We start from the raw sequence: 17,154 nt of genomic DNA, 5'->3' as shown, positions 1-17,154 counted from the left end.
CTCAGCCCTGACCACGGTGCTGGCGGCCGCTCGGCCTCCAGCACCTTTCTTCAGCTAATTAGGGACACCCCCTAGAGTGCGGCCATGGTTCCCGCCCGCCTCGTGCGTTCCTGCTGTGTCCTGGTGCTGTTGTTCTTCGCGATGCCTGGGGTGGCGCAGGAGACGCCTGCCCCGGATGCGAAGGCGTGGCTCGCGGAGCACAACGCGGAGGCGGTGCGCGTGAACCGGACCGCGATGGGCATCCTGTTCGGCTGGGCGGTGCTGAACATCGGCACGGGCGTCGCAGGACACTTCGCCAGCGAAGGCGAGACGCGGGCCTTCTTCCAGGCGAACGCGGCCTGGAACGTGGTGAACCTGGTCATCGCGGGGCTCGGCTATCACGGACAGGCGACGGCGGATCCGGCCTCATGGGACCTGGCGCGCAGCCTGTCCGAAGGACAGCGGATGGAGAAGCTGCTGCTCTTCAACGCGGGCCTGGACGTGGGCTACATCGCCTTCGGCGGGCTCCTGTGGGAGCGAGGGCTGCGCAAGGACTCGGAGCGCTTGAGGGGCTGGGGCAAGAGCGTGCTCATGCAGGGCGCGTTCCTGCTCGTGTTCGACGGCGTGCTGACGTTCCTCAACGCGAAGCTGAACGGGCAGCTCACGGCGCATCTGGTGCCCGCGCCGGACGGCGTGGGCTTGATGCTGACGTGGCCGTGAGCCTGCCCGTTGAGCTCAGGCCGCCACCGGCTCGCGGCGGTGGCGGGCCCGGGCGGAGACGTCCTTGCGGCGGCCCTTGCGCAGCACGTCCAGGTGCACCTCCTCCTCGGTGGCGAGCGCCATCAGCCGCTGCAGGTCGTCCACGCTGTTGACCGGCCGGCTGTTGATGCCGAGCAGCAGGTCGTCCGGCTGGAGCCCCGCGTCGTCCGCGGGCGTGCCCTCCTGCACCTTCAACACGCGCACCGCTCGCGGCTGGCCGGTGTCCTTCGCGAGCGCGGGCTCCAGGTTCACCGCCGTGGCGGCGATGCCCAGGAACTTCCGGTCCACCCGGCCGCGCTGGATGAGCAGGCTCGCGACCCAGGCCGCCGTGGTGGCGCTCACCGCGAAGCCAATCCCCTGCGCGAACGGCAACACCAGCGTGTTGAGCCCCACCACGCGCCCTCGCGTGTCGAGCAGCGGCCCGCCGGAGTTGCCCGGGTTGATGGCCGCGTCCGTCTGGAGCATCCCCTCCAGGATGACCCCGTCCGGCAGCGTGATGGAGCGGTTGATGGCGCTCACCACGCCCAGCGACACCGACTGCTCCAGGCGGAAGGGATTGCCAATGGCCATCACCAACTGCCCCACCCGCACCGTCTCCGGATCCGCGAGCGGCAGCGTGGGGAAGTCCTCGCCCTCCGCGCGCACCACCGCGAGGTCCGTGGGCGCATCCCCGCCCACCAGCGTGGCCCGGCGCTCCTCGCCGTTGTGGAGCTGCACGGTGAGGCGCTTGGGCGTGCGCATCACCACGTGCCGGTTGGTGAGCACGTAGCCATCCGGCGTGAGGAACAGGCCCGTGCCGTGGCCGCGCGCGTGCTCCACGCCCACCACCGCCGGAGCCGCGCCGGCCACGAGCCCTTCCAGGTCATCCGAGAGTTGCTGCAACAGTTTCATCGCCGGCTCCTTTCAAGAACGCTTGCCCACGGTGATGGGCACCTCGCGCAGCTCGCCCGCGCGCAACACCTTCGCCTGGATGGACGCGCCCACCTTCTCGTCGCCCAGGTAGCCCAGCAGGTCCTCCACGCCGTGCAGCGACTGGCCGCCCAGGCTCACCAGCACGTCGCCCAGCAGCAGCCCGGCCTTCTGCGCGGGCCCTTCCGGATCCACGGACAGCAGGATGAGCCCCGCCTTCGTGCCGTCGATTTCACGCGGCAGGCGCACCGGGTAGGCGCCCACGCCCAGGTAGCCGCGGCGGATGCCGCCGTGCTCGCGCAGCGAGTTCGCCACGCGCGTCAGCGTGCCGCCGGGCAGCACGACCGCGGCGGTGCGCGAGAAGGCCGCCGTGGGGATGCCCAGGAAGCGGCCCTGCGCGTCCACCAGCGCGCCGCCGGAGAAGCCCGGAGGCAGGTCCGCGTCGGTCTCCAGGTAGCGGTCCACCTGCCCGCCCGCGTGCGTGCGCCAGTCGCCCCCGAACGCGCTGACGATGCCCAGCGTGGCCCGCGCGGTGCGGCCGGGACGGCCGATGGCCAGGACGATGTGGCCGACCTTCACGTCGTCGAGCGGCGCGGGCGCGAGCGCGGTCAGTCCACTCGCGTCGGCCTTGAGGAGCGCGAGGTCGGTGCTCGGGTCGCGGCCGACGAGCTCGGCGGACACCGAGCGGCCGTCCGCGAGGCCCACCTGGATGGAGCCCTCGTGTTCGACGGCGTGGCTGGTGGTGAGGATGTGACCGTCGGCGTCCCAGACGACGCCGCTGGCGCCCCGGCGACGGCGGGCCTCGACGCGGACGAGGGAGGGAGCGATGCGCTCGACGACGGTGGAGATGGACTGCGAGAGGGACTGGAGGGTGTCGGTGGACATGGCGTGTTCCTTTCGAGTCTGAAACTAAAGGGCTCGAAATCGCGCCACATCGGCGGACCGGGCAGGACGGCGACCTGCCCATTCAGGCAGGACACCTCTCCTTCCGGTCAGGAGGTCTCAGCCCACCTGGCGGAAGCGCTCGTAGCGCTCTTCCAGGTAGAGCGTCCTGGGCCGCAGCTCCTTCGCGCGCGGCAGGTGGAGCGTCTTGCCCACGAAGCCCTTCAGCGCGTGCTCCAGCGTGGGGCCGTCCCGGGTGGCGAGCAGGCTGGGCGCCAGCTCGATGACGCCGTCGGGACGGAAGCCCATCAGGTTCGTGTCGAAGGCGCCGTGGTGGAGCCGGCAGAGCGCCAGTCCGTTGGGGACCTCCGCGTGGCCACGTTCGTCGCGGTCCGGGAGGATGTGGGCGCCGTCCAGCAGCTCCGTGCGAGGGAACGCGCAGACCGCGCAGCGGCGTTCGTATGCGTTCAGGACGTGCTGACGGAAGGCGGCCTGATGCAGCCGCTTCTTGGCCTGCACCGTCGTGTATCGCCGTTCCCAGGTCAGAGCCTTCGCGTCCGCCACGAAGTGCTGTTTCACCGTCTCGGGCTCGGAGACCATGACGTGGAAGGAGTGCGAGGCGAGGTCCACGTCGGAGATGTAGACGGGCCACAGGGGCCGGTAGAAGCCGGGCTCGATGCCGTAGAAGTAGACGAGCGGTGCGTCCAGTTGCTGCGCGCGCACGAGCCGGCGGTTGTCTCGCGCTTCCACGTCCGTGCCCTGGAACTTGTAGAGGAAGGCTCCGTCCGAGGCGATGTTGTCATCGTCGTAACGGGCGACGCGGGAGCCTCGCGGGACGGTGGTCTTGATGGACAGCGCGGTCTCCTGCATCTGCCGGGGCCAGAAGATGCCGCGCGTCCGGTTGGCGAACAGATGCTGCTCGCCGTGGAGCTGGAAGCCCTCCGCGATGACCTCCCACGGCAGCACCTCTCCGTGCCGCTCCACCAGCGCCTGCAAGGCCTTGAAGGCCGCCAGCCGGATGGCCTGGTCGTTGTCGGAGGGCGTGGGCACGGTCCACGACCAGGTTACCAGGCTCAGCCGCGTTCGAGCAGGGCACCCCCCGGGCCGAAGCCCAGGGACAGGCACAGCACGCGGCGCCCCTTCACCTGGGGGGCCCGCCGCGCGGACTCGGCCGCCAGCTCCGCGTCGTTGAGCACCAGCACGGGGCCTCCCGTGTCCGGCAGGCCCGCGTGGGCGAGGATGTCCGGGACCAGGGACGCCGTGCCCTCGAAGCCGTAGGTGCAACCCCCGGGCATCAGGGCCTCATCCAGCGGACACGGCAATGCCAGACACAGCGCGTCCGGAGGCTCGCGGCTGTCCTCCGCGAGGAACGTCCGCAGCGCTCCCGCGATGAACGCCACCGTGTCCCGGATGTGATGGCCGTCCGCGGGACGCGGCTGGCCGATGAACAGCGGGGGCAGGGTGGAGAGGTTCCGCTCCACGACGCGCGTGGCGCCAGCGCGCGCGAGCTTGATGCTCGTCTGGCCCACGTCCACGCAGAGCGGGCTTCGCGCACCCTGGGCCTCCAGCATGCGCAGCCCCGCGCGCACGGGGGCGAAGCGCGGTGACAGCGCGATGTGCACCGGGCGGCGCAGCGACGCCGTGGCGTCCCTCAACGCGGCGGGAAAGCCGTCCAGCTCCGCCAGGCCTCCACTCAGATACGCCGCGTCCGGCGCGTGCTGCTTCACCAGCAACGCGAGCGCCTCCCCCAGCGGAAGCATCATGCGGGCCGCGAGCGTGGCTCCAGGGACTCCCGCGCGCCGGTCGTCCTCCACCCACGGAGAGCCCAGCAGCTCCCACAGCTCGCGGCCGAACACGGGCAGGTTCCACACCTCCAGCGGTGAAACCCCCTCGGGGTGATGGCGGCGAGGGCTCCACTTCGAGCGACTCATGACACGAGCCCGGCGATGCGTTCCGCGGCGGTCCTCGCGCCATCGTGCGCGCGGTAGGAGCGGGAGATCTCCGCCACGCGGTCGCGCAGCGGTGACTCCGGCGCCAGCAGTCGCGCGATGGCCTCGCGGCACGACTCCACCGTGAGGGTCCTCGGGTCCCTGGCGAGCCCTGCTCCGGCCTTCTCCAGGAAGTGCGCCTGCACGGGCTGGTCGTTGCACACCGGGAGCAGCAGCATGGGCACTCCCGCCGTCATCGCCTCCATCACGGAGTTGGCGCCGCCGTGCGAGATGAACGCCGCCGCGCGCTCCAGCACCTGCCGCTGCGGCGTGTAGCGCACCGCCACCACGTCACCGGGCAGCGTGCCCGGGAAGTCCGTGTCCGCCAGCTCGCCCGCGCACAACACCAGCGTCACACCGAACGGCTTCGCGGCCTCCGCGATGAGGCGGAACAGCTCCGGCTGATACGAAATCTGACTTCCGAAGGACACGTACAGCACCGGCTTGTCGCCCAGGCGCTCCCAGGGGAAGGGCACCTCGTCGCCCCGGGCTTCCGGCGGAATGGAGGGGCCCACCAGCAGCGTGTCCGGGGGCACTCCCGCGTCCGGGCCCAGGAAGGCCTCGGTGGCGAAGATGATGTTGAGCCGGGGCGACAGGCACTCGCAGGTGCGGAAGCGCGCGTCGAAGCCGTGACGGCGGAACAGGGCCTGACGGTCGTCCTTCAACGCCCGCACGTTGCGCAGCAGGGGAATCTCCGGCCGCGGCTCCAGCAGCGTGAGCGCGGAGGACACGCCCGCCCACGGGATCCCCTCCGTGTGCGCCGCGAGCACCGCCGCGTACTGCATCCCGTCCAGCGCCATCACGTCGGGGCGGAAGGCGCGCACTACCTCCCGCACGGGCTCCAGCATCGCGGGGACGGAGTCCAGCAACAGCCCCCGGATCCACCTCCCCAGCGCCACGTCGTCGAGCACCAGCTTCGCCAGCGCTTCGCCTCCGGTCTCGATGCCCGGCGGCGCGGCTTCGACGTGCGGCAGGCGCAGCACCTCCACGCCCAGGGCTTCGAGCTGCGGCGCGGGTTCGGGGATGCACAGCCAGCCGACGGTGTGTCCCAGGCGGCGCAGCCATTGGGCCACGCCGACCATCGGGTTGAGGTGGCCCTTCTCAGGAGAGGTGGCGATGAGGACTCGGGACATTCAGGGGGGCGCCTCGGTGTGGGCCTGGAGCATGGCCAGGGACATGAGGCGCATCAACAGCCGATCCATCGGTCCGGCCCTCGGGTCGTCCGGCGACAGGCGGATGTAGCGCTCCAGCAATCCCAGCACCGCTCGCGAGTCGATGACCTGGAGGGGCTCCAGCCGCGCCGGAGACAGCCAGGCGCGATACAGCTCCAGCCAGCGTGAGCGCACCGGGCTGGAGAGGGCGGTGTGCCCATACCGGGGCGTCTTGCGCGCGAGGCGGACCTCCTCCGGCACCAGGGACCGCACCGCGTGCCGGAACAGCCACTTGCCGAACCCGTCCCGCAGCAGCACGGACTCCGGCAGGGCCAGCGCCACCCGCGCGAAGCCCTCATCCAGGTACGGCGTGCGGACCGTGAGCCCGTGGGCCCGGGCGCCCCGCAGTTCGGGCGGGAGGACGAGCTCGGAGAGCACCCACTTCGCGTACCGCAGCTCCTCGGACGGGAGCGCGTCTTCCGATGGCAGCTCCCACGGCGCGGCGAGCCCGGTCCCCAGGTTGTCCACAGGGAGGGCGCGCGGGGCGTGATCGTCGCTTCCGCCCTCGGAAACAGTCCTCAAGTTGTCCACAGGTGTGGGGTCTTCACGCGGGCCCACGGCTTGATCGGAGCCGAGATTCCCAGAGGGGATGGATGGCTTTGATTCCTGATCGCCTTCCAGGGCTTCGGACCGCGCCCTTCCCGAGTTGTCCACAGCCCTCCGTGCCGCCCCATGATCGCGCGAGCCGGCTCGGAGCGACGTCCACGAGTTGTCCACAGCCACCAGGACCCGCGCGGCCAGGGCCCGGTCCTCGTCCACGCGGGCCTTCGCGGAGCCGAGCACTCCCGGCGTGCCCTGGAGCACCTCATCCGCTCCCGCGCCGCTCAGGAGGACGGGGCCCGCGCCCTGCCGCCGGGCCTCCCGATAGAACACGTAGCTGGCCACGGCGCGGGCGTTGAGGATGACCGTCTGGTTGGCGAGGACCGCGTGCTCGAACAGGTCCGGGAGTACGGCGTCCGGGATGAGCACGTCCACCAGCTCCGCGCCCGTCACCTTCGCCATCCGCCGCGCGTTGCTCCGCTCCACCGCGTCCGCGAAGTGCACGTCCATGGTCCACGCGCGCACCTTCCCCGGTGCGCGCCGTGCGGCCATCGCGCACAGGGCCGCGCTGTCCACGCCGCCGCTCAGGCTCACTTCGTGGGTGCCCGCGTCCACGTGCGCCCGCACGGTGTCGGACCATGAGGACAGCAGCCGCGCCGCGAGTGCTTCTTCGTCCCGCGCCCCGGCCTCGCGGAGGACCCCGGGCAGCGTCACGCCGATGGGCGCTGTCCCCGGCCGCAAGTCCGTGCTGGAGGCGCGGGCATGCAGCAGCAGGTCGCTCACCGCCCGAGGAGACAGGCCGCGCGCGGGAGCCTTTCCTGTGGGGGACACCGTGGGAGCGCGGGGCGGCATGCGGTCCGCATCATAGGGTTCGTCTCCGCGCAGCCGTAGCGCCCGTGTCCGCCCGCTCAGGAAGCGGGCCGAGGCGTCGCCAGGACGAGCGCCGCCAGACGGTCGCCCTGATTCATCCCTCCCGGGCCTTTCGGAGGGTGCGATAACCCTCCAGGACAGCGTGAACACGGAAGGGCGGGACATGCGGGCGGATGCGATGGAGGTCGTGTTGCGGGAGCGCTTCGGGCTGGAGTCCTTCCGGCCCGGACAGCGCGAGGTGCTCGCGAAGCTGCTCGAGCCCCACGGCTCCGCGCTCGCGGTGTTCCCCACGGGCGGCGGCAAGTCGCTGTGCTACCAGCTCCCGGCGCTGCTCCTCGAAGGGCTCACGGTGGTGGTGTCACCGCTCATCGCGTTGATGAAGGATCAAATCGACGCGCTGGAGCGGCGGGGCATCCGCGCCGCGCGGTTGGACTCCTCCCTGTCGCTGGAGGAGTCGCGCGAGGTGACGGAGTCCCTGCGCGACGGAACGCTGAAGCTCCTCTACGTGGCCCCGGAGCGCTTCAACAACGAGCGCTTCATGGGGCTCTTGAGCGAGCTGCCCATCTCCCTCTTCGCGGTGGACGAAGCGCACTGCGTCTCCGAGTGGGGCCACAACTTCCGGCCGGACTACCTCAAGCTCGCGCAGGCGGCGCGCACGCTCCGGGCCGAGCGCATCCTGGCGCTCACCGCTACGGCCACGCCGCAGGTGGTGCACGACATCTGCGAGGGCTTCGGCATCCCGGAGTCGCACGCGGTCGTCACCGGCTTCTACCGGAACAACCTCACGTTGGAGACCACGCCCACGGGGCCGGAGGCGCGCGATGCGCTGCTGGTGGAGCGGCTCCGGTCGCGCCCGCCCGGCTCCACCATCGTCTACGTCACGCTGCAGAAGACCGCGGAGCGCGTGGCGGCGCTCTTGCGCGCGGAGGGCCTGCCCGCCAGCGCCTACCACGCGGGCCTGGAAGCCGAGGAGCGCGAGCGGGTGCAGGAGGCGTGGACCCACTCCGCGAAGGGCATCGTCGTGGCGACCATCGCGTTCGGGATGGGCATCGACAAGGCGGACGTGCGCGCCGTGTATCACTACAACCTGCCCAAGGGCCTGGAGAGCTACAGCCAGGAGATTGGCCGCGCCGGCCGTGATGGCAGGCCGTCCGTCGTGGAGCTGCTCGCGTGCCCGGACGACGTGCCCACGCTGGAGAACTTCGCGCTCGGGGACACGCCGCTGCCGGAGGCGCTGACGGCGCTGGTGGAGGAGCTGGTGTCCTCGGGGCCGGAGCTGCACCTGGACCTGTACGTGCTGGGAAACCGCCACGACCTGCGGCCCCTGGTGCTGCGCACGGCGCTGACGTACCTGGAGCTGGAGGGCGTGCTGCGCCAGGGCACGCCGTTCTACGCGGGCTACAAGGTGCAGCCGGCGGGCTCGGTGGAGGCGCTCATCGGGAAGTTCCAGGGGGAGCGCGCGCGCTTCGTGAAGGACCTGTTCGCGCACGCGAAGAAGGGGCGCACCTGGTACACGTTCGACCCCGCCGAAGTCGCGAAGGCGCTGGGGCAGCCGCGAGACCGGGTGGTGAAGGCGCTCGACTACTTCCAGGAGCAGGGCTACGCGGAGGTGCAGGTGGCGGAGCCGCGCCAGCGCTACACGCGGCTGCGCGAGCGCGAGGACGCGAAGGCGCTCGTGGCCCTGTTGCAGGAGCGCTTCCAGAAGCGAGAGGTCCAGGAGGTGTCACGGGTGCGAGACGTGCTCCGGCTGGTCACGCACGACGGCTGTCAGAGCAACGCGCTGGTGGCCCATTTCGGTGAGCAGCGTGAAGCCCCGTGCGGCCACTGCACCTTCTGCCGGACGGGCGTGGCGCGAGTGCTGCCGCCGCCGCACCCACGGCCGGACCTGCACGAGCAGTTGGACGTGACCGTGTTCCAGGCGCTCGTCGCGAAGCACAAGGAGGCGCTGGGCCATCCCAGGCAGGCGGCGCGCTTCCTCTGCGGCCTGAGTAGCCCCGCGCTCTCCAAGGCGAAGCTCAACGGCCACAAACTCTTCGGCGTCCTGGCGGAGTATCCCTTCGCCCAGGTGCTGGCGTTCAGTGAAGCGAGCTAATCGATCGCGGCCCTCAGGCTCGGTGAAAACGGGGGGAGGGTGGCCAGGGCGCGGGCCTTGAGCGCCTGACGGTCCCTTCCGGCGCCTTCCTGGAGCGCACGCCGGAAGGGGGCATCGGTGAGCGCCCAGAACCGCAGCTCGCGCCCGTACTCCGCGTCGAGCCGTGCCGCCTTCTGTTCGTCGACCCCGAGCGTGGTCGCGAGGCCCTTCAGGACGTCGGCTTCCGGCAGGCCGCTGAAGGTGGAGGCCACGGTCTCCGAGGACTCCTGGCGGAGCGCCCTCTCCGTGAACGACTCCAGCTCCGTCGCGTCCGGGAGCGGGGCTTCGAGGCACGCCTTCGCGTTGACGAGCCCGGCGCCCCATGCGAGCTGGCTCTGGGGCCAACTGTCGCAGCTTGCGCGGAGCACATGGCGGAAGACCTGCGCGAGCGGGGGGCCTCCCTGGTACCGCGCGAGCAGGTTGTCCCGGCCATGGTACGCCAGCCAGAGCGCGGCGATGCCCGCGACGGTGGCGGTCGCATAGGACGTGCCGCTGCTCTGCCCGACCTTGTCGGCGGGCTGCGCCACCCAGACGTCCTCGCCCGGCCCGGTGGCGTCGACCGCCTTGCCCCAGGCGGAGTGGGCCCAGGGCTGCGCGCTCGCGTTGCACGCGGCCATCGCGACGACCTCGTCGTACGCGCCCGGCCAGACGACGATGGGGCCCGTGTAGTTGCCCGCGGCGGCGATGACGATGATGTTCTCGCTCACCGCCTGCTGGATGATCCGGTGCAGCCCCGCGTTGGGCAGCCACCCCAGGCTGATGCTGATGACATGGACCCGCCGCTGGATGGCGAACCCGATGGCGTCTCGCAGCCGGTCCGCGCCCACGGTGAACAGCACGGGCGCGGGGATGAAGAGCGTGGGCTTCGCGACGCGCAGCGGGATGACCTCCGCCTTCGGCGCGACGCCATCCACGAACAGCTTCGGTCCGTCCGCGCCCGGGCTGTTGTACGGGCTCGACATGACGCTCGCGGTGCCCAGCCCGTGGCCTCCGCCCGGGTTCTCCGTCGTGGGGTCATCGTCGATGAAGTCCCAGCCCAGCCTCGGCGTGAAGTTCTGTCCCAGCTCGGGGTGGGGCAGGTAGCCGCTGTCCGGATGGCCGATGACGATGCCCTCGCCCTGGCTCGCGCCGCCGGGCAGCATCCACGCCTCGTCCGCCCTGACGAAGCGCGGGCTCCAGTCGCAATCACCCTCGTTGAACGCCCCGGGCTCCGCCGGCCGCGCCTTGAGGAGCGTGGGCGCCGCGTCCCTGGCGGCGCCCGGCTCCGCGTAGACCGCCTCGAAGGCCGGATCCGCGTCCTCCACACCCGGGTCCGCCTGGAGGCGGCGCGCCAGCTCCCACGCCTCCGCCGGCTTGACGATGCCGGGCGGCAGGAGGTCGAACGAGCGGCCGGTGGAATCGAACGGCACCGGGCGGATGATCCACGGCTCCGCCCCGACGAGCGCGGCCACGGTCTTCTCCAGGGAGGCCCGGTCGAAACCCTCGCGCAGGAGGACGTCGAGGGTGCGGAGCTTCGAGGACTCGAACTGCTCGGGCGGCGCCATGGTGAGCGCACCTGTACCCCTGGGACTTCGTGAAGGGCTACAGGCCCCCAGGGCGGTGACTACGTGAACAGCTCGACGTGGCTATGTTCCTCTTGCGCGAATACCTCTGACGGAGAGGTCAGTGTGTACCCATTGGAGACGTGACTCCGTGAGGCAGAAGGCTGACTTTTCCACTCCAACTTGAATGATAGACTCCTCCGAGGATTGGAGTTCTTTCGACTTCAGGCGGGGGAAACAGGGTCATGGCCGCGTGGGTGCGGGAGGTGCCAATCGTGATGGCTGCCTCCCAGTCGGGTGATGCGAGCAGCATCCTGTGTGTACTTGTCATGCTGGGACTCGCCTTTTGGGGACTTGAGTCTGCTCGCAAGCGACACAAGGCGGGTCTCAAGGAAAAGAGTGCGCAAGCACATGGCCGGGCAGGCCTTGCTGTCCCCTCCGCGCCACGCTTTCCGCCGAGCCTCTCAGCTCCAAAACAGGAAGAGGTTCCTCCTCAGCGGATCTCGCAGGTTCCACCTCGGCCAGATTCAGTCCTGCCAGAGCCGCGCTCCGCTGCTCCCGCTCGCACGCCAGAGCGAATCGAGCCTTCCCCCAAGCTCGTGGAAACCCGAGGTACGACCTGGATTCCGCCCGGCCAATCGGTCGAGGTGGCGGGTCGGAGGATTCCGGGGGGCATGGTGTACGTCGGAGACAAGCTCGCGGCGGTGAACGTCCCGAGTCCTGAACCCGCCCTCATCAATCCACGCCTCCAGGTTGCATCCAGGCCGGACCGCAGCGGCGAGGGCATGAACTACTGGCCCTCCTACTCAACCATTTCTCCCGCTTGTCGCGCTGGCTACCTGGAGTGGCTTGAGGAGGGGAGACGCAGGCCTGACGCCTATATCGGTTACGTCTTCCTGTTCTTCTATGGCTTGGAGCGGCGGACCCTCATCGATCTGGCAAAGGGTCCTGTGGCCTCGGCGGAAGTACGCGCTATGGAGGAAGAGGTTCAAGGTCTGTTGCGTGTCTATGGGGCCAACGGCTCGTTCCGTCGGTATGCAACCCAGTTGCTCGATGTCCTTCGCGTCCGGAGGGTAGGGGAAGAGGGACTGTTGAGAGAACTGCCTCAGTTCGCGCTTCGGAGTGAGGGCGAGGCGTCGTTCGATGTGCGCGTCGCGGTGGGGACCGCTGCGTCCAGGCAACTGCCGCTGCCTGCGGACTGGGCCCTGGCATGGGCGATCGAAGCAAGTGACACACGTCTTCGTACGCCCGCGACCCGCTGCCCGGAAGAGTTCAAGACCCTGTTTCGCGCGCGATACGCTCGCGACCATGGTCAGGGGCTCGTGCCCCGTGCCCGGAGGACGCAGGTGAAGGCCCAGTACCAGCCTGCGAGTGCCTCGTTCGGGGGCATGGTGCCGCTCGCCTCTGCGACCGTCTTCGAGGCTTCCGAGTCCTCTCTCAAGCCTCTGCACTCGCTCATCGAAGACTGCTGTGCCGAGCTTGAACCCTTCAGCCGCTGGATTGGGAAGAACCCGGAGGGGCGCGAAAGCCTGGCTGCGCTGGCGCTACTCCCCCCGGAACTGGCTGCGGTGCAGGGCGGAAAAGAAGTACAGGCGCTTCGGTCCATCCTTGAGGGCGCGCTCGCGGGACGCGGTGTGGCCGCTCTTGAGGCTCGCACGCTCATGACGAACTGGCCCACTGCGGCCCCCGCCAAGATGTCCAAGGCCGAGGCCGTAGGACTTGCTCAGACATTGGAGAAACTGGGTTACGGCATGGAGCCGGATCCCCGGTTCAGTGGTCCTGTGCTGGCCACGGACGAGGCCGCTGTTGTCTTTGTCCTTCCGCCGGAGTCTCCGAGTGCTCCGGCTCCGACCTACCTCGCGGCACTGGCAACCTTGCATCTGGCCGCCGCCGTTGCGACCGCGGATGGCACGGTCAGTCCCGAAGAAAAGGCGCGGTTGGAATCCATGCTCGAAAACTCACAGGACTTGTCGCCGCCAGAAAAGGTTCGTCTCAAGGCGCACCTGGACTGGCTGCTCAAGCGTCCCGCCTCCACCGCGGGCCTCAAGAAGCGGGTGGACTCGCTGACTCCGGCGGCACGTGCCGCGCTGGGCCGTTTGCTTGTGGAGGTTGCCGTGGCGGACGGGAGCGTGGCGCTTCAGGAGCTCAAGACCCTGTCCAAGCTCTATCCTCTATTGGGGCTCGACGAGGCGCGTGTCCACGCAGACATCCACACGGTGGTTGCCGCACGAGCCGCACCTGCTGTGGAACCTGTGGCCATGCAGCTCGCCGGTGCTCCCGCGAAGGGGTTCACGCTGCCTGCCCCTCCTGCCGAGCCTCCGCCGCAACAACCCGAGGCGAAGAAGAAGACCGGTGTTGCCCTCGATATGCGGAGCGTGCAGGCGAAATTGGTCGAAACCGCGGCGGTTTCCAGCCTGCTGGGCAGCATCTTCGCGGAGGAGGAGCCCGCACCGCCGGCGCCTGCCGCTCCGGCCGTGGGAGAAGCTCACGTCGCGGGACTGGACGCAGCCCACTCCGCATTGCTCCGAGCCTTGGTGGCCAAGGCCGAGTGGCCCCGTGCCGAAGTCGAGCAGCTCGCAAGTGGGTTGGGGCTGCTCACCGATGGGGCGCTGGACGTCATCAATGACGCAGCCTTCGAGGTTTGCGGCGAGCCCGTCCTCGAAGGAGACGAAGTTCTTCAGCTCAACGAACAGGCAGCTCAGGAGATGGTGGCATGACGGACGTGACGCAGGGACGCATCAGGCCGAAAGACCGGGATGCCATCATCCAGTCATTGAGAGCGGGCGTCGTCCCGAGAGTCGGCCAGCAACACATCCAGGTCGGCCGGGTTGAAGAGGTGAAGGCGCTGGTCCGCGACGTGGCTCGCATCGCGGAGGGGGGCAGTGGCATCCGTTTCGTGATTGGGGAGTACGGTTCAGGAAAGACCTTCTTCCTCAATCTCATCCGCTCCATCGCCCTGGAGAAGCGATTGGTCACGGTGCACGCGGACCTCAATCCGGATCGAAGGATTCATGCGACGGATGGCAAGGCGCGCAACCTGTATGCCGAACTCATGCGCAACCTGGCGACGCGGGCCAAGCCTGAGGGGGGCGCGCTCCCAAGTGTCGTGGAGCGCTTCGTTTCCAGCGCCCTCACGGATGCCCGCACCCGTGGCATCCAGCCCGAGGCAGTCATCCGCGAGAAGCTCGCGGCGCTGTCAGAACTCGTGGGCGGATATGATTTCGCGGAGGTCATCGCGGCCTACTGGCGCGGTCACGACACGGGCAATGAAGCCCTCAAGGCCGACGCGATTCGTTGGCTTCGGGGCGAGTTCTCCACGCGTACGGATGCGAAGCGGGCACTGGGGGTCCGTTCCATCATTGATGACGCGGACGTCTACGACCAGATGAAGCTCCTGGGGCGCTTCGTCCGCCTCGCGGGCTACGACGGTCTGCTTGTCTGCCTGGACGAACTCGTCAACCTCTACAAGCTGGCGAACACGAAGGCCAGGGCCTCCAACTACGAGCAGATTCTTCGCATCCTCAATGATTGCTTGCAGGGGACCGCGGAAGGACTCGGATTCCTGCTGGGAGGCACTCCGGAGTTCCTCACGGACACTCGCAAGGGGCTCTACAGCTATGAGGCGCTGCAGTCCCGCCTGGCGCAGAATGCCTTCGCGGTGGGCGGGCTCGTTGACTACTCATCGCCCGTGCTCCGGTTGGCGAACCTGACGCCAGAGGACCTCTACGTCCTGCTTACCAAGCTGAGGCATGTCTTTTCCGCTGGCGAAGGGGGAGCCCGGTTGCTGCCGGATGAGGGGCTTCAGGGCTTCATGAGCCATTGCTCGGAGCGTATTGGGGAGGCCTACTTCCGTACTCCGCGAAGCACGGTGACGGCCTTCATCAACCTGTTGGCCGTGCTCGAACAGAATCCCACCGCTGACTGGAAGGAGCTGTTGGGCGGTATCTCGCTTGCCGCTGAACCCAATCCCGACCTTGCTCCGCTGACCGAGACCGATTCGGAGACGCAGCCTGTCGCCGCGGTCAAGGCCTCCAGCCCCCAGAAGGAATCCGCGGACGATGAGCTTGCCTCCTTCAAGCTCTGACGGAGGGGGCGCATCGTCCTCGTTCTCCCTGCTGCATCCACGGGTGCAGCGCTGGATCTGGGCACAAGGCTGGAAGGAGCTGCGAGACATCCAGGAGGCCGCCATCTCGCCTGTCCAGGCCGGGGTATCTGATGTCATCCTCTCGGCATCGACGGCCAGCGGGAAAACGGAAGCCGCCTTTCTGCCCATCTGCAGCAGGCTGGCGGATGGTGCTGAAGGCAGCGTGAGGGCCATCTACGTGGGGCCACTCAAAGCGCTGATCAACGACCAGTTCCAGCGCCTGGAAGGTCTTTGCGAAGGCTTGGGGATTCCCGTGCACCGCTGGCACGGTGATGTGTCCCAGGGGCACAAGGGCCGGCTGCTCAAGTCGCCGGGGGGCATCCTCCTCATCACCCCCGAGTCCCTGGAAGCCCTCTTCGTGCGACAAGGGCCCGCGCTAAAACGGCTGCTGTCGGGGTTGGAGCACATCGTCATTGATGAGCTCCATGCCTTCATCGGCACCGAGCGGGGATGTCAGCTCCAATCCCTGCTCCATCGCATGGAGCTGCTGTTGCGCCGGAAGGTGCCCCGCATAGGGCTCAGCGCCACGCTGGGGGACATGTCCCTGGCCGCAGACTTCCTTCGGCCGGGTGCTGGACGGGACGTGCTGCTGCTCGCATCCCCCTCTGGAGGAGGTGAGCTGCGGCTACAACTGCGGGGATACCGGACACGGGCGCCTGATGCCCAGCGCCTCAGCGCCGCGGCCAGTGAGGGCGATTCCCTGGAAGCGGAGGATGAGTGGACCGAGGATGTCCACGCCATCGGGGCGCATCTCTTCCAGGCGCTCCGGGGGACGCACAATCTCGTCTTCGCCAACAGCCGGAAGAATGTCGAGGGCTTCGCGGATCTGCTGCGGCAGATGTGCGAGCAGTCTCAGTTGCCCAATGAGTTCTTCCCCCACCACGGAAACCTTTCCAAGGAGCTTCGTGAGGAGGCAGAGGCGGCTCTCAAGGCCCGTCAGCGTCCGGTCAGTCTGGTGTGCACCACGACGTTGGAGATGGGCATCGATGTGGGCTCGGTGCAGAGTGTTGCCCAGATTGGGGTTGCCCCTTCCGTGGCAAGCCTGCGCCAGCGATTGGGCCGCAGTGGCCGCAAGGGCGGCCCCGCGACGCTGCGCATCTACCATCAAGAGTCGGAACTGACCGAAAACAGCCCGCTGCCGGATCAACTGCGGGTTCGTCTGGTTCAGTCCGTGGCCATGGTGGAGTTGCTGCTTGCGGGATGGTGCGAGCCACCCTCGTCAACGGCCTTCCACTTCTCCACGCTGGTTCAGCAGGTGCTGTCCCTCATCGCCCAGTACGGAGGCGTCAAGGCCGCCGAGGTTTTCTCTGCGCTTTGCCAACAAGGCCCATTTGCCCGGGTCTCACCGGAAGACTTCGTCCGCTTCCTGCGGGAGCTGGGACGGGCGGGGCTGTTGGAGCAATCCAACGATGGGACCTTGTTGCTGGGGCGCGTGGGTGAGCGGATCGTCAATCACTACAGCTTCTATGCGGCCTTCGCATCGCCCGAGGAGTTTCGGCTCGTGACCGCGGGGCGAACGCTGGGAAGCATGCCCATCGACCAGCCTCTCTTTGCCGGCATGTTCCTCATCTTCGGGGGAAGACGCTGGAAGGTGCTTTCGGTCCATGTCGAGGAGAAGGTCGTCGAACTCGAGCCTGCTCCGATGGGGCGGGTGCCGCAATTCGAGCCCGGAACCGTGGGAAGCGTCCATGACCAGGTTCGTGAACGGATGCGCCTGCTTTATGCCTCGGAGCTGGTTCCCCGATACCTGGATGCACGTGCCCAGGACTTGATGAAGGAGGGACGGGACACCTTCGTGCGGTGGCGACTCGCCGAGCGGAACGTAGTCTCGTCCGGTATGCACGTGTATCTCTTCCCCTGGATGGGAGATGCAGTGCTCCACACGCTGGAGCTTCAATTCCACGCGCTCGACATGGCTGCCGAGGTTCAAGGGCCGGTGATTCAGGTGCAGGGAGCCCAGGCGGAAGTCGAGGCGGCCTTGCGAGGCTTCGTTGCTGCCGGCCCCGCGAGGGCGGAAGCCCTCACCGCGGAAGTCGAGAACCTGGTCATCGAGAAGCACGATGCCTTTGTCGAGAAGTCCCTGCTCGCGCGCGATTACGCCTCACGGCATCTCGATGTGCAGGGGGCATGGCAGGCCGCACAGCGCTTGACCCGAAGTGGGGGAGGGAATGCCGCCTCTCTCCCACCAGGATAGGCTTGC

12 protein-coding genes are annotated in these 17,154 nt (G+C 68.7%); 5 read left to right on the top strand and 7 right to left on the bottom strand.

Annotation, left to right across the window (positions count from 1 at the left end; genetic code table 11):
- The first annotated feature begins 84 nt into the window (after nt 1–84).
- Nucleotides 85–699: a hypothetical protein gene (locus tag K8612_RS37625; RefSeq protein ID WP_223765762.1), complete on the top strand. Its 615-nt coding sequence runs from the start codon at nt 85–87 to the stop codon at nt 697–699.
- A gap of 15 nt (nt 700–714) precedes the next feature.
- Here K8612_RS37625 and K8612_RS37620 read toward each other — a convergent pair whose 3' ends face one another.
- The 6 genes from K8612_RS37620 to K8612_RS37595 form a co-directional block, all read right to left on the bottom strand.
- Nucleotides 715–1,629 carry a S1C family serine protease gene (locus K8612_RS37620; protein ID WP_223765761.1) on the bottom strand — a complete coding sequence of 305 codons (915 nt, stop codon included), beginning with the start codon at nt 1,627–1,629 and terminating at the stop codon, nt 715–717.
- A gap of 12 nt (nt 1,630–1,641) precedes the next feature.
- Nucleotides 1,642–2,532 (bottom strand): S1C family serine protease, encoded by an 891-nt coding sequence (locus tag K8612_RS37615; RefSeq protein ID WP_223765760.1) that lies wholly within the window; start codon nt 2,530–2,532, stop codon nt 1,642–1,644.
- 117 nt (nt 2,533–2,649) lie between these two features.
- Complete coding sequence (locus tag K8612_RS37610; protein WP_223765759.1) at nt 2,650–3,579, bottom strand: HNH endonuclease; 930 nt, start codon at nt 3,577–3,579, stop codon at nt 2,650–2,652.
- Between the two features lie 23 nt (nt 3,580–3,602).
- Nucleotides 3,603–4,460 (bottom strand): ROK family protein, encoded by an 858-nt coding sequence (locus tag K8612_RS37605; RefSeq protein WP_223765758.1) that lies wholly within the window; start codon nt 4,458–4,460, stop codon nt 3,603–3,605.
- A complete protein-coding gene (locus K8612_RS37600; protein WP_223765757.1) occupies nt 4,457–5,650 on the bottom strand; it encodes a glycosyltransferase in 1,194 nt (397 codons plus the stop codon). Before K8612_RS37600 ends, K8612_RS37605 begins: the two co-directional genes overlap by 4 nt.
- Entirely contained in the window at nt 5,651–7,120 is a 1,470-nt protein-coding gene (locus K8612_RS37595) for an asparagine synthase C-terminal domain-containing protein (RefSeq protein WP_223765756.1), read from the bottom strand. It abuts the gene before it with no gap.
- A 181-nt stretch (nt 7,121–7,301) separates the two neighbouring features.
- Here K8612_RS37595 and K8612_RS37590 point away from each other — a divergent pair, with 181 nt between their 5' ends.
- Nucleotides 7,302–9,230, top strand: coding sequence for an ATP-dependent DNA helicase RecQ (locus K8612_RS37590; protein ID WP_223765755.1), 1,929 nt, complete (start codon nt 7,302–7,304; stop codon nt 9,228–9,230).
- On the opposite strand, the gene K8612_RS37585 is transcribed toward K8612_RS37590, so the two are convergent.
- Complete coding sequence (locus K8612_RS37585) at nt 9,227–10,813, bottom strand: S8 family serine peptidase (RefSeq protein WP_223765754.1); 1,587 nt, start codon at nt 10,811–10,813, stop codon at nt 9,227–9,229. The two genes, K8612_RS37590 and K8612_RS37585, sit on opposite strands and share 4 nt — an antisense overlap.
- A gap of 242 nt (nt 10,814–11,055) precedes the next feature.
- Here K8612_RS37585 and K8612_RS37580 point away from each other — a divergent pair, with 242 nt between their 5' ends.
- Genes K8612_RS37580 through K8612_RS37570 form a run of 3 tightly spaced genes read left to right on the top strand, consistent with a single transcriptional unit; the run spans nt 11,056 to nt 17,148 of the window.
- Nucleotides 11,056–13,527 carry a TerB N-terminal domain-containing protein gene (locus K8612_RS37580; RefSeq protein ID WP_306799795.1) on the top strand — a complete coding sequence of 824 codons (2,472 nt, stop codon included), beginning with the start codon at nt 11,056–11,058 and terminating at the stop codon, nt 13,525–13,527.
- Nucleotides 13,524–14,894 carry an ATP-binding protein gene (locus tag K8612_RS37575; protein ID WP_223742465.1) on the top strand — a complete coding sequence of 457 codons (1,371 nt, stop codon included), beginning with the start codon at nt 13,524–13,526 and terminating at the stop codon, nt 14,892–14,894. The genes K8612_RS37580 and K8612_RS37575 overlap by 4 nt, the downstream gene beginning before the upstream one ends.
- Entirely contained in the window at nt 14,869–17,148 is a 2,280-nt protein-coding gene (locus K8612_RS37570) for a DEAD/DEAH box helicase (RefSeq protein ID WP_223765753.1), read from the top strand. Before K8612_RS37575 ends, K8612_RS37570 begins: the two co-directional genes overlap by 26 nt.
- Nucleotides 17,149–17,154: the final 6 nt, after the last annotated feature.

The organism is Corallococcus sp. AS-1-6 (assembly GCF_020037015.1).
Classification (GTDB): domain Bacteria; phylum Myxococcota; class Myxococcia; order Myxococcales; family Myxococcaceae; genus Corallococcus.
Note: the sequence above shows the minus strand (reverse complement) of the source record. Positions and strands in the feature narration are given on the sequence as shown.